The sequence below is a fragment of the Psychrobacter sp. Sarcosine-3u-12 genome, from assembly GCF_002836005.1.
GTDB lineage: Bacteria > Pseudomonadota > Gammaproteobacteria > Pseudomonadales > Moraxellaceae > Psychrobacter > Psychrobacter okhotskensis.
Genome location: NZ_PJBY01000109.1, coordinates 130,522 through 144,991, shown reverse-complemented (window position 1 = coordinate 144,991; position 14,470 = coordinate 130,522). Strand labels below are relative to the sequence as shown.

The 14,470-nt window shown below is 44.5% G+C and carries 9 protein-coding genes; 5 read left to right on the top strand and 4 right to left on the bottom strand.

Going from position 1 to position 14,470, the window contains the following annotated elements; all coding sequences use genetic code 11:
• Positions 1 to 27: 27 nt before the first annotated feature.
• The 5 genes from CXF65_RS12455 (at position 28) to minE (ending at position 5,070) form a co-directional block, all read left to right on the top strand.
• Positions 28 to 984: an acyltransferase gene (locus CXF65_RS12455; protein ID WP_101212264.1), complete on the top strand. Its 957-nt coding sequence runs from the start codon at positions 28 to 30 to the stop codon at positions 982 to 984.
• Between the two features lie 486 nt (positions 985 to 1,470).
• Complete coding sequence (locus CXF65_RS12450; protein WP_413772507.1) at positions 1,471 to 2,550, top strand: hypothetical protein; 1,080 nt, start codon at positions 1,471 to 1,473, stop codon at positions 2,548 to 2,550.
• Between the two features lie 127 nt (positions 2,551 to 2,677).
• A complete protein-coding gene (gene minC / locus CXF65_RS12445; RefSeq protein WP_025652338.1) occupies positions 2,678 to 3,520 on the top strand; it encodes a septum site-determining protein MinC in 843 nt (280 codons plus the stop codon).
• A 444-nt stretch (positions 3,521 to 3,964) separates the two neighbouring features.
• A complete protein-coding gene (minD, locus tag CXF65_RS12440) occupies positions 3,965 to 4,777 on the top strand; it encodes a septum site-determining protein MinD (protein ID WP_010201589.1) in 813 nt (270 codons plus the stop codon).
• A 2-nt stretch (positions 4,778 to 4,779) separates the two neighbouring features.
• Positions 4,780 to 5,070, top strand: a complete 291-nt coding sequence (minE, locus tag CXF65_RS12435; protein ID WP_025652337.1) for a cell division topological specificity factor MinE — start codon at positions 4,780 to 4,782, stop codon at positions 5,068 to 5,070.
• A gap of 122 nt (positions 5,071 to 5,192) precedes the next feature.
• Here minE and CXF65_RS12430 read toward each other — a convergent pair whose 3' ends face one another.
• From CXF65_RS12430 to CXF65_RS12415, 4 genes are read right to left on the bottom strand one after another with little or no spacing between them, the layout of a single operon-like run.
• A complete protein-coding gene (locus CXF65_RS12430; protein ID WP_319823088.1) occupies positions 5,193 to 5,801 on the bottom strand; it encodes a cytochrome b in 609 nt (202 codons plus the stop codon).
• A 52-nt stretch (positions 5,802 to 5,853) separates the two neighbouring features.
• Positions 5,854 to 6,435: a hypothetical protein gene (locus CXF65_RS12425; protein ID WP_101212260.1), complete on the bottom strand. Its 582-nt coding sequence runs from the start codon at positions 6,433 to 6,435 to the stop codon at positions 5,854 to 5,856.
• Positions 6,436 to 6,452: 17 nt separating this feature from the next.
• Positions 6,453 to 7,454, bottom strand: coding sequence for a chemotaxis protein CheB (locus tag CXF65_RS12420; protein ID WP_101212258.1), 1,002 nt, complete (start codon positions 7,452 to 7,454; stop codon positions 6,453 to 6,455).
• The gene (locus CXF65_RS12415) at positions 7,444 to 14,466 is read right to left on the bottom strand and encodes an Hpt domain-containing protein (protein WP_101212256.1); all 7,023 of its coding nucleotides are present in this window, start codon (positions 14,464 to 14,466) and stop codon (positions 7,444 to 7,446) included. The genes CXF65_RS12420 and CXF65_RS12415 overlap by 11 nt, the downstream gene beginning before the upstream one ends.
• Between the last annotated feature and the right edge of the window lie 4 nt (positions 14,467 to 14,470).

The window sequence follows — 14,470 nt, the reverse complement described above, 5'->3', positions numbered from 1 at the left end:
ATAATATCGATAGAAAAGGGATTAAACATGCGCCTGACCTCTACTATTCAAAAAATACATCAACGCGCGCCTAAATTGGGCAAAGCGGTCTCGCTGACCACCGCAGCCAGTGTCATCGCAGCCAATAGCTTTGGTTATAGTATTCCCTTATGGCTAATGGGTGCGACCAAAATAATTACTGGCGCCCCTATTGCGGATAAAACCGTGATAAAAATTGCTGCCCACTGGATTAGTAGTAATAATGCTTTAATCGATAATATGTTGCCACGCAAAGATTGGCGTATCAATTTGCCCAATGATGTTCATATGGATGGCAAATATCTACTGGTTAGCAATCATCAGTCGTGGGTCGATACCAGTATCGTGCAATACATTGGTGAAAAGCGCCTGCCCCTCACCCGATTTTTTACCAAGTTTGAGCTGATTTATATCCCAATCGTTGGCCAAGCTTTTTATTTTTTAGACTTCCCGATGATGCGCCGCCATTCTAAAGAAAAGGTTGCCAAAAACCCTGCCCTAAAAGGCAAAGACATCGAAGAAGCCAAACGTGCTTGTGCGCTCTTAAAAGACAAGCCATTTACCTTATTGAACTATCTAGAAGGCACGCGCTTTACCCAAGAAAAACACGCCAAACAAGGCTCACCTTATACGCATTTACTGAAACCGCGTGCAGGTGGTTTGGCGCTCGCAGTCAATGCACTAGGAGATGATATCGACGGTATTTTGGACATGACCATCGTTTATCCTGATGGCGTGCCAACCTATGGTGATTTGTGGAAAGGCAATATTAAGCGCTTGGGCGTTGATGTTCGACACATTAAGATACCTGATGAATTGTTTGCTGGTATCAAAAATGATGGCTACGAAGAAGATGAGTCAATCAAGGCGAAGATGTTTGATTGGGTTGAGCAGATATGGCGTCAAAAAGATGACCTTATTACGACGATGCTGGCTGACTTTGCAGACAATCCGCAGAGCAAATAGGCTAAAGATAACTTATTTTTTCAGTAAACCTTCAAACCACAATGGTGCCATAATTTTTACGCTGCTATTTAAATACTAAAGACTGGCTGTGGCGTGTCCTCATTTTGAAAATAGTGATAAAAATAAGATAAATGGCAGCTGAACAGAGAAAATAGTACGGATAATATCGAGAGATTAGCAAGCTACTTGACGAAGTTTGGCAAATATTTAGCCGTTTTTAGCGCATTTACTGCTTAAGGTTCAGATTGAGAACACACCCTAATATCAAGGTTACTCAATTTGTATAAAATACCAAATTATAATGGTTGATGGGTTGTTTTTTGATGCCATTCATTGATAATGTGAATAGTCATTAAAACGCTCGCTTATTTAGTAATCATGTCCTCACTAGCAGTGCCTACTGATGACATGATTTCTTATGCCATTTCTTACTAATAAGGTATGACTGTGCCCGCCTCTCCCACTAAAAGCTCGCCGATAGCAGCAATGCCAAATGAGTCATCGAACTTAGCAAACAGTCAGTCTCCGAGCACTCATTCCTCGATCGAGCAGCCGCCACGATCAAATCGTCCCAAGCCAAGTCGCTTTAAGCTGACGTATGACATCTTGATGATTGTTGCTATTAGTATTGATCTTTTATTGATCAGTATCGATGCCATCTTGATGAGTGGTTTTAGTAGTAATGTCGCAGGATGGCTGGCATTGAGTGATGCGCTCAACTGGTATCAGAATACCTTGCACGATCCATTACGTACGGCGGGTGGCTTTTTTACCATATTTTTAATCCTAGAACTATTGGTACGTTGGGCGATTGCCGTTAAGCAAAAAGCCTATTATCGCTGGTTCTTTTTTCCCTTTGTCCATTGGTATGAAGTGTTAGGCTGTTTTCCACAGCTACGCGCGCTACGGTTATTTCGGGTGGTGGTCATCGGCCGCCGGCTATATCAGCTTGGCTATCAAGTACTGCCGCAGTCATGGATTGCTCGTATCAAGTTCTATATTGAGCTGTTATTAGAAGAGTTGTCAGATAGGGTAATTTTGACGACCATCGACAACTTTCGTCAGCAACTTACCAACCCTGAAACGCACAAGTCCTTTATCGAATCAACGATTGCGCGCAATCGCCATGAGATTGAAGCCGCCCTGTTGTCGCTACTACGCACAGAACTGGCGCCAAAACTACAAGCGCTGACCGCCTCGCCGGGAGGTAGCAATATGATAGCCGGTGCGATGGGCGAAGCGATTAAGGAAGGTTTGGCCAATACGCCTGAGTTGCGTCGCTACTTGCGCATGATACCAATCGCCGGCGGCTTGATTGAGTCACAATTGCAGCATGTCGGACACAATATCGGTGAAAACGTAGTCATTGCTCTAAACGAGCGGCTACTCGATGCAGAACGCCTCGATGCATTGATGGTCGCTATTGCCAGCGGCGTGGCGCAAATCGATACCAATAACACAGCGCTGGATACTTTAATTTCGAGTATCATTGAGGACAGTTTGACAGAGTTTGAGGCACAGGTAAAAGTACAGCAATGGAAGCACCAAGATATGCTTAACTTATAAAATCTTGCTAAAAATAGCTGACAAATAGCTAGTACCTGATAGATAACCAGCACCTAATAAATAACCACTAAATAATAATAAATATAGTACGCATGCAGCAATACGACATTTTTTGAGGATCAATCTTATGACGGTTTCAGACAACGACAGCAGCGCACAAGCCCCGAGTAGCATCCCTGCTCTCGCCTTTTATGGCAAGATGCTCACCTTTTCGCGTTTGCAGTTCAGTACCAATGATTTGAGCGCTATCGAATCTCAGCTTGCCGAAACGCTCAGCAACAAATCCAGCAATATCCCTATCCTTATCGATAGCGAGGTCGAACAAGACCTGTCAGCATTGGTAGAGCTATTATGGTCATGGGGCGTACAACCTATCGGTGTCGTAACAGGTGTATTAGATGCCCAAGCGCGAGAACAACGATTGGCAATCTTCCCTGCTGATGGCAAACGTATCGAGCGTATTTTACCCAGCAAAAAAGCCACTGCTCAGGTCAGTAAAGCATCAGAAGCCAAAAGTACAGAGTCAACCAGCACGAATGACGTAGCCGCAGCGTCTGAACCCGCACTTGAGACAGCGACCGAGACGACTCTCTCTAATATTCCAGCAGAGACTTTAGTCAGCGCTGAGCATATTACCAGCCTCATCTATGATCAAATGCTGCGCTCAGGACAAAGCCTTAACCACGTCGGTGGGGATTTGATTTTGACCAACAGTGTCAATAGTGGCGCTGAAGCCATTACCGACAACAGCTTGCATGTTTATGGCCGCGCCCAAGGTCGTTTGGTCGCAGGAGCCACGGGTGATAAAGATGCTCGTATTTTTTGTCAGGTCTTTAACCCCTCCTTGGTATCGGTCGCCGGCACTTACTGCCTACGAGATAACTTACCCGAACACGTGATCGACAAGCCCGTACAAGTACGCTTTATAGAGGGTCAAGGCTTGGTCTTTACCGTGATGGATGAGGCTTAGACGCCTAGTGGTATATTGCTGCTTATGTATAAATGCCCAAGAAAATCTCTGTAGTGGCTATCTATAGTAGCTACCTTCTGTAATAACTATAGATAGTCAATACTTAGATGGTCACTACTTGATAGTCATAATGCGTTTAGGGCTAGGCGACTCGTTTAATATTGTAGTAAGTTTATTTAACAAAACTGCCCTATGCTAATCTGCTGTCTCTGCCACTATTTACTATGTTTGCGAGCGCTGACAGCCAGTAGCAGCAGTACTTAACACAGATATTGGCTGTTTTTGAGCTTTAGTGCAGACTTGCTATAAATTTTTGTTTATATATGCTAGGCTTACGCTCGCAGGTAGCGCATATATTGCATGTGAATAATAAGTATGCAAAGCATAAGTAAATGCGCTATTTTATTTAATAGATATCCCATTGATTCATAGGAGTGTGCCATTGTGGCGAAGATTGTTGTAATCACTTCAGGTAAAGGCGGTGTGGGCAAAACCACCACGAGTGCCTCTTTTGCTGCCGGTTTGGCGTTGCGTGGCTATAAGACGGTTGTTATCGATTTTGATGTAGGTCTACGTAACCTAGACTTGATCATGGGCTGTGAAAATCGAATTGTTTATGACTTTGTAGACGTCATCAGCGGTAACGCTCGCTTATCACAAGCACTGGTCAAAGATAAGCAGCTTGAAAACTTATATATCCTGCCTGCCAGTCAGACGCGTGATAAAGATGCACTGACCGACGAAGGGGTGTCCGAAGTAATGGCTGAGCTGTCTAAGCAGTTCGACTATATCATTTGTGATTCGCCTGCTGGCATCGAGCGCGGTGCTCAGTTAGCGATGTATCATGCTGATGAAGCGATCATCGTGACCAACCCTGAGATCTCCTCAGTACGTGACTCGGATCGTATCATCGGTATTTTACAAAGCCGCACCAAAAAAATCGAAGAGAACCAAGGCTCTATCCGTGAGCATTTGGTTATCACTCGCTATAATGCCGAACGTGCAGCAGCGAATGAGATGATGGACATCGATACCATCTCTAACGATATCTTAAAAGTACCCCTACTTGGCGTTATTCCTGAAAGCCATTCAGTGCTTGAAGCATCTAACCACGGTGAGCCGGTGATCCATTATACCGATTCTATCGCTGGTCAATGTTATGATGACATTGTCGCCCGTTTCTTAGGCGAAGAGCGTCCATTACGTCATATTGATGTGAAGAAAAAGAGTCTATTACAGCGCTGGTTTGGGGGTTAATGATGAGTAAGAAAAAAGGATTTTGGAGTAGTTTGTTCGGTACTGATGATGGCAACACTGTCGGTAGCGCCAACCTAGCCACTGAGCGTCTCAAGGTTATCGTTGCGAGTGAAAATCGCTTAAACAACCGCTTAACAGCGGATCGTATCGAAAAAATGAAACGTGAAATATTAGAAGTGGTGAATAAGTACGTCAATGGCGTGCAAATTGATGATGTGAACATCAATCATCGTTCTGAAGACAGCTTAGATGTGCTAGAGATGAATATCAATTTGCCTGAGCATAAGAAGTAATCTGCCCAAAAGCATATGAAACAAGCCCGCGTTAAGTCTTAAGTTAAAAATACTTCATCTAAAAAGCCCTCAGTACGATACTGAGGGCTTTTTTGTGGATGTATATTTTTCTAACTCATTGGTTATTTCATGCGAGCTATCAGATTGTCTTTTTTGACGAATTGATGATAAAAAGCCGCGCCAATATGTAGCACAGTAAAAGCAATAATCATGGGCCAAATAATATCGGTATGTAAGTCATTATAAAAACGCGCTAAACCCCTATCTGGCGTGACAAAGATAGGAATCTGAAATAAGCCAAATATGTCTACTGGTCGACCACCATAGACGGACATCAGCAAGCCAGCTAGTGGCATCGCAATTAACAAAGCATAGAGCACAAAGTGCGACAGCTTTGATATCAATAGCTGCCATTTTGGCATTGGTAATGCTGGTGGTGCTTTGGTAAAGACGCGATTAATAACCCGCGCTATCATCCAACATAACAAGCTGATGCCAAACGCCTTATGCAAACCAATATAGAGATTGCTATCAAGATTTTGGTATAACAGGATCATGATCCACGTTACCAGTAATAAAACCGCACTGATCCAGTGAAATAAGCGGCTAGCGACTGACCACTTGGAAACACTCGCATTGATATTATTCATAAGCTGCCCTACTACCTCTGACCAACATTTATAGATAAAGACAGCAGCTAACGGCATGACCATCGCGGCTGGGTTAGTCATAACTAGGTTTATAATGAATCGTTATTCACTATCAGCCCTCTTACTAAACAAGCTAGCTGTCTAAATCAACCAATTGATGCGCAATTTTATCCAAATCGGGCACCAAGTAAGGAATACTATCGATAATTACGGTTTGAAACAAGTAGGATTGTACAACGTTTTCTTGGAAGCGCTCTTTGACATAGTCAATTTCGCCAACGGTAGGGTTTTCACCAGTCGCTTCAACAGTCTTATTATCGCTATTTTTCGCTTTTTTAGCATCGTTATGGCTTATATTATCAGCGTGATACTGCTCTGGAAGCTCACCATCCTTAACCTCAGAGATACGCACCTGTCGTTGGCGCAGTTCACCAGCTGTCTGTAACGCCATGCGATGGGCTGCCGTATTGCCCTCTAATACGATGATCTTATCTGGCACCTGCTCGCTAGATAATAAGTGGAATACAACCACTTCTTGTTGTTGCCACAGATAAGTCCAGATATGCTCATCAAGAGCATCCACACTCAAAATCAAACTGCTCGGAATGATCCAATCAGGCTGATTGAATGCTGGGACGATAGTGACATCGAGCATACCGTTGTTCGTGGTCAGCAAACTTACTGCTTCAAACGAATGCTTTAGAATTTCTTTCATAAGTCGCTCACAATAGATTAATACGAAGAGGCAACCGCCACTCTTTCACCAATATAGTCGGTAAGTTTTTGTGCTAAAGCCACTGGGCTACCAATAAAATCGCAGTATCCAGAATCAATAATTGCCTGTGGTTGGCTGGGACAAGCACTTACCTTTGGATCTTGTGCCCATAACTGACTGTCATTGTCTTGAATTAAGTCCAGATGCTGAGCCCCATCGTTGCCCATACCTGAAAAAATAATGTTAATCAACTCACTACCATATACATCGCTGGTGTTTTTTAGGATTTGACCGATAGCAGGCTTATAATCACCATCCCATGCTTTATCAAGCAATATAATCCGACCAGTAGAATCACAGACAATTTGCTTGTCAATAGGGGCAATTAAACACTGACCTGACTGCAAACGTTGCGACGAGGTAATCACCTGACAGCGCCAGTCATTATGGCGATTAAGTATACGTGGCAGCGTACCAATCATGGTCTGATTGAAATGATGCGCCAATAAGATACAAATGGGTAGCGCGGGTGACAAATTATCTAAGAATTCTTTGACAGCGCTAGGGCCACCCATAGACGCCCCCAAGAACACCACGTAACGCCAATCGCTGGTATCACTCTGGTAAGCTTGGGTATCCACCAATGCTGGTAGAGACAACATCTGCGCAAGTTTACGCTTTAGTTTACGTTGCCATTTAGCATACTGCTGCGCCTCATTTAGATAAGGCGCTTGACTAAAACCCACCAACACTCCAATCGATTGAGACACAGTAGTAGCCGTGGCAACGCCGTCATCATAATCACTGTCTATTAGCCAGATATCAATAGGTGCTTCATAAAGTTCAAACTTGGTATTCAGCTGCGCCCGTGTCACACAATCAACCAAGATAAAACCACAACTGCGTACGGTATCCGAAAAGGCCATGCGCTGGTGATGGTCTTCTGCGACCACCAGCACCTTGATATCATTTTGGTTTTTTTCTTTGAGCGCTAATAGAGCAGGTACATTATCCTTCATGAGTCAAGCTGACCTCTTCACCCAATAGCGTTTGGATTTTATTGAGTAGCTCGTTTTCTTGGAAGGGTTTACCCATATAATCGTTCACCCCAATTTCCAGAGCACGCTCGCGATGCTTTTCACCAGTACGTGAGGTAATCATGATAATTGGGATATGCTGCAAGCGTTTATTATGACGTATTTGAATGGCCACTTCGAAGCCATCCATGCGCGGCATCTCAATGTCCAAGAGGATGAGATCCGGTATCGTTTCTTGTAGTATCTCAATCGCATCGACACCGTCTTTGGCAACGGCAACTTTGTAGCCTTGACGCTCTAAGAAGCGCGACGTGACTTTACGTACCGTGACCGAGTCATCGACGACCATCACAGTCGGCTGAGACTCCAAACGTCTGTGCTTAGAGCCAGTAGACGAGGCAACTTCTTTGAGCACTGGCGCATTACGCATCAAGGCAATCAAATCTAAGATAAGCATGACCGAGCCATCACCCATGATGGTAGCAGCGGAAATACCTGATAGGTTGGAGAATTGTTGCCCTAACGGTTTTACCACGACTTCGATACGCGAGCCAGCTATCTGATCGACCTGCAGGGCAATATTCTGTCCAGTACGGTTTTTAATGATAATCACTGGCAAGCTCGTATTGGTATTGACCACCAATTCATTGAGTTTATTGCCTGATAAAATCTCATTTAAATAACGCACGCGATAATCATTGTGTTCAAAGTTGAGGGTGGCATCATTTGACTGATAGTAGTCATAAAGCTTTTCTGGGTTAATACGTACCACACGCTCAATCTGAACCAATGGTATGGCATAGTAGCGATCTGCTGCCCGCACTACTAGGGCATCCGACACTGCTACTGTGAGTGGTAAACGCATGGTAAAGCGCGATCCTTGACCAAGCTCAGAGACTACAGATACTACGCCACCTAACTGACGAATCTCGCTGATAACGACATCCATGCCAACGCCGCGCCCTGAGATTTGCGTTAATTGCTTACTGGTACTCAAGCCTGCATTAAAAATATACTGCATGATATCAAGATCCGTCAGACTACTATCGTCTGCATCGATAAGACCTTGAGCAATTGCTTTGCTGCGAACCGCTTCGACATCGATACCGCGCCCATCATCGGACAAGTTGATGACAATTTCACTACCTTCACGCAGTACTTCTAAAGTAATGTTACCACTGCGTGCTTTACCAGCTTTTAGACGGTTTGCGCTGTCTTCGATACCATGATCGACAGCGTTACGTAGCATATGCTCAAGCGGCGACGTAATGCGCTCTAGAATGGTTCTATCCATCTCGTCATCGGCATTAATAATCGTTAGATCAACAGACTTGTTAAGCTCATTGGCCGTTTGACGTACGGTACGCTCAAGGCGCGGTGTCAAGCGCGTAAATGGCACCATACGCGAGTTCATCAAGCCATCTTGTAGCTCAGTTTGCGTCCGCGACAGCTGTAATAATAAGCTCTCGCTATCTCGGGTCTTTTCTAACAGTGTATGATTGATATCAATCAAATCTGATGCCGACTCTGTCAGAGACTTTGATAACTGATTCAAAGAGGAGTACTGATCCATCTCTAACGGGTCAAAGCCTTCATGGCTGATCAGCTCATCATCTATCTGCGATAAAATCTGAGCTTCAAGCTCAATCTCCATTCGACGTAACTGATCCGCCAAACGCTGTACCGTGATGCCCATCTCTTCAAGGCTGTTGGTCAAGCTACTCATACCCATGTCAATACGAGCACGGTTAATCGCTGACTCACCAGACAAGTTAATCATATGCTCGATTAGACCACCTGAGATACGAATCATCTCATTGCTACTAGCGCTCTGCTCTTGCCCAGTGAACTTGCCGACCATCGATGGCATCTTACTGATGTCTTTGACCCTACCATCTGAATTTTGCTTTTCCTTGGCGGTCAAGATAGCTTTTCGCTGCCCTTGCAGCGATTCATCAGGTATTTGTTTTAGGCTATCAGGATTTTTACTGAATACTTGTAGCGCCTCTATCAACAATCCAGGTGTTGGCGGGTTGACCCGCTCTTTTAGAATAAACAGAGCATCTGCTAACCAATCATGACAAGCCACCAGTAACTCTTGGACTTTTTTCGTTGCAGGACGGCGACGACTAGCAAGGTCTTCGTAGACTGCTTCCATTTCGTGCGCCAAGTCCGCCAAGCCATTAGCCGCGACCATTCTTGCGCCACCTTTAAGGGTGTGCAGGTCACGCTGTAGCGCTTGCAAGGCAACGGTATCGCTCACGTTATCTAAGAATAACTGCAAATATTGATTATTATTGGTAAGCGCTGCCGCTTCTTCTAAAAACACTTCTAAGATATCAGGGTCCGGTAAGCCATTGGCCCATGACTGCTTAATCATTCTATCAAGCGTTAATACTTCTGTGATCTTGACATTACTGTCTGTCGCATCATTAGCAAAAACTTGCGGCTCAGCGTCAGCATGGTTTTTTGGCACCGGTACAATCAGATTGACATTATCTGGTAATGCTTGTGCTTTCTCAAACTGTTGCAGCTGCTCAATAAGTTCAGGTGCAAAAAACGATTGCTGATGCTTGACCATATGCATCACTTGCAACGACAAGGTATCTTGCACGATTTGCATAATCTCAAGCCACTGGGTGGTTGGCTCGCGTCTATGCTCTACAAAGGCTTCGTAAATACTCTCCGCCTCATGAGTCAAGTCTCCAATACTACGGATACCTGCCATGCGCGCACCACCTTTAATGGTATGCAAATGACGCTGCAATACTTTTAGAGTATTGATGTTAGAGATGTCCGCACGCCATTTGTTAAAGCTCTCGGCAAGCGCATCATCGAGCTCTTGCGCTTCTTCTAAAAAGATCTCTAACAATTCAATATCGGTATCGATAGACTCTAGCTGCAACTCAGGGGCAGAGACACTTTGCACGCTAGGCAGATCATCATTATACTCGTCGATAGCCTCATCACTGCTGGCAGTGCCATTAGCAATACGCTGTAAACCTTCAAGCACTTGCTCATCAACTTTTAGTGAGGTACTACCAGCCAAGGCATCGAATAGCCCTACTAGCTGAGCATGTCCAGCCAGTAACGTGGTTTGAATAGCAGCATCAGCTGCTGTTTCAGGATGATCATTTAAGTAAGTATAAGCCGCTGCTAATGCACCAAGAATCGCGCTGAATTTTGGAAACTCTAGCGCTTTGCTAGATAGATAACTTATTTGGGCAAGTTGTTGCTCTATATATGTCTGAACCTGCTCACTATCAGAGTGACTCAGCGCCTCATTTAACTGCCATTCAGCATCGAGCAACTCATCAATATTTTCATCTAATAGCTGATCTATAGTGGGCTTGTTATTCGTAATTTCGCTATGATCGCCGATGGCATACTGCTCACCCAGCATGGCTTGTAATGAGGCAATATCTTGCTGGCTTTGCGACTCTTCTGTCGATATGGTTTGCTGCTGGGCATTCTGTTTGTAATTATTGAGGTAGCCATCCATCAGTGTCACAGACTGGGCTAATGCTTCTAGGTGTTGCGCATTCATAGAAGCATCCTGCTGTTGTAATAGCTCTAAGCTTTGCTCAATCATCGCACTGACTTCGCTAATCGCCGCTAAAGCACTAGAGCCAGACGCGGCTCTTAGGGTATGGAAGGCACGAACAATATCATCACTGACTGCAATGTGAGGCTGGCCTTGATGATCATCAACAAAGGTATTGATATCTTGTAATAGCGCTTCTGCTTCGTCGATAAAAATCTCAAAAAATGCTTTTTCTTCTGCATTTTGATGCGTCAAAATAACGGGTGCTTCTGCCATCATTGCATTAACCGAATGAATTGTCTGCAACATACTATCCATATCTTCAATGTCATCATTGCTACTATCATCATGAATACGGTCAATCGTGTCATCAGGCTGCACTGCAGAATACTGCTCAGTAGAGCTCAACGCTTGCTTATATAACTCAACATAGCTGAATTCATCGCCTAGTTGCTTACTAAAAGCGTTAGCACAAGTAATCCATAACGGCACCAATGCGGGGTAACCTTGACTGTTATTATTTTCAAAGGCAGTTAGCATGGCGGGATACGCGCCTAGCACATCGGCGATAAGCTGTCTTATATCGGCTGACGCGACGATACTCTTATCCAAAATGCGATTGAGCATGTTTTCTATAGACCATGCTAGCTCGCCACTATAGTTGGCGCCTACCATGCGACCAGAACCTTTTAGCGTATGGAATCCACGACGAATATCCGCCAAATCGCTTAAATCAGTGGGTGACAGCTGCCAATACTCATATAAAGGCACGATGTCGGCCAGCACTTCATTGGCTTCTTCTATAAAGATTTCTTTAATATCAGGATCAGCATCATTCGCATCCGTTGGTAACTGCTCAGTCTCTTGCATAAAAGGAACGAGTACGGCTGGTAATGCTAAACCAGAAAGAGAGTCTATTGGATTTCTGTCTCCAGCCTCTTTCTGTACAGTTTGAGAATCATTAATCGTATCTGCAGCATCTGCCAACTCAGTAGAGTCAGCAATTGACATGGGCTCACCTAAGTCAAGAGTCTCATCTAATATAGAATCATCTTCGCTGAATACAATGCCTGATGGTGCAGCTATAGAAGTTTCTAAACCCGAGTTAACCGGCTGTCCTGTCATCAAGTTATGACTCTGTAAAATGGTTACCGCAGGATCAAAGCTTGGCGGTTGTTGTGCTGTAAAATCTGTAACCAAGACTGATAATCGCTTAGTGCTCTCTGTCACCAAGGCAACGACATCGTCCGTGACGGGTAATGTCTTATCCAACAGACGATTCAGCAGATCTTCGATGGCCCATGCCATCTCACTGATGCTAAAAGCACCAACCATGCGTCCCGAGCCTTTTAAGGTATGAAAACCTCTGCGCACTTCTGTTAATGGCGTTAGATCTTGTGAGTCTTGCTGCCAAATCGGTAAAAAATCTTCTAAGTCCTCGACGACCTCTGTCACCTCTTCGATGAAAATGTCCCGAATGTCTTCATCTATATCAAAAGTGTCAGGTTTCACTTGTTCACGCGCGCGCAGCAAGTCTTCACTATCGCTTGCAGTGTTAAAGTTACCTACTACAGCACTATTCGTTATGAGGTCGTCGCTCTCATCTTCTAATACAGTTTCATCGTCTACACTTGCTGTATCAAGGTTTGGCGTATTAGAAGCCTGGATATCAGAAGCTTGGTCATTGACGGCATGCTCAGTAACAGGCGCAATCTCTCCACTATCATCGTAGCGCAGCACATCAGTTGCCACAGGTTTTTGGCTAAGTAAACTGTGCTCAACACTTTCAGGCGCTTGAATATAGTCATTCAGCAGTATGGTAGCATTATCGATATGCTGATTTGCCAGCGCTAATAATGGTTGGTCAAAGACCTGCTGCGCCAGATAGTCTAGCAGCAGCTCTATAGAGGTCAAGCCCTCAGCCAACGCTTGAGTAACATTCCAACTGAGCACATTAACATCATGAGTCGTCAGTTGTACAAATAGGTTGGCTATCGCATCAGTCGCTTCACGGACTGAGGGCAAGCCCATCTCATCAAAAGTGTGGCCGATGTCTGTCAGCTCAGCCGTCTCAGGTAGGAGGGCAATATCTTGACGCTGTATATAGGCGTTAAAGCGCTGTTTTATGTCTTCAACAGCAATGCGCAGTTCACGTAAGTCTTTCGTAGCAGCGCTGCTGTCCGTACTAGCTCCTAACCGCGAGTCAGCGCTATCAGACCTCAAAGTAAAGTCAGCTGCGTCCCCTATTTTGGTAGATATCGTCTGTTCGGTATTATAAATAGCACTATATAGCTCTTGGAGCTGGCGTTCGATCTGCCATTGCTCTTGTGCAAACCCTGTTTCTGAGGAGAGAGCACGTTCGATATCTGCTAGAATAAATGCAACTTGTGACGCATAGAGTGTCCAACCTCGAGCTTCGAGCTGACTATTTATACGCTGTAATGGATTCAATAAAGTTTGCGGCTGATCAAGACTGAATATGAGAGTCTCAAGCTCACTCAACATGCGCGGTAAAAAACGCGAAGCCACAGTCTCACTTTGCGGTAAATTATTGAGAATAGATTGCGTATGCTCGCTACTTTGTGCAAGGCCACTTAACTCAATATAAATACTGGCTATCAAGTCTTTAATAACGCTCGATGCTAGCTTAGTCTGATGACTGCCTGACTCAATCACTTGCTCAAGCTGCGCTAATAATGGCGCATAGTGCTCAGGCAATGGTGTTTTATTGTGGGCAAGATCGTGCAGCCATAACTCGGTTAGATACCATAGACGCTGCACATCGCCCTCTTTTGTGCTTTGCCATAAGTACTCACTGACTTTTTGCAAGAGGGCTAGTATAGAGGGCTGATTGCTATTAGCAGCTAACAATGCTTGTACTTGCTGACGCCAAACCAACAATAACTGCTGATATTGCTGAATGTCTAGATGGGCATCTGCCGCCGGGTTTGGTACGATTAATTCAATATCATCGATGACATTTTCAGCGCTAAAATCGCTATTAATCAAATGTTCGTGAGGTGTATTTTTAGTAGTGCTAGATGGCTGTGAAAAAAGATCTGTCGCAATACCTCGTCGTGATAGTGACTGAGTAAGATCAGCAGCGGCTCTATTGATCAAAGCCGTATGATGACTGCCTGTACGCATATACTGCGTCAGCTCACGTTGTAACAGACGATGAGAAAACCGACCACTGCGGCAATCGTCAGTAGTAAAGTCCTCTTGGCGACCAGCACCTGCCAACAGACTTAGCTTAGTCGCTAAGTCTGCCAATAAAGGCAGGTTAACCATAGTTAGAGCGCCACCAACTTGATGGTAGTGCTGTACCATTTGCTCGTAATTAGTGCTATCAGCGCCTAATTGCCAGCCATCAGATACTTGTGATAATTGCTGATTAAAAAGTGGTAGTAGCCACTCGAGCGTCACCATGTCATTGGGCTGGTTTTTCATAGGT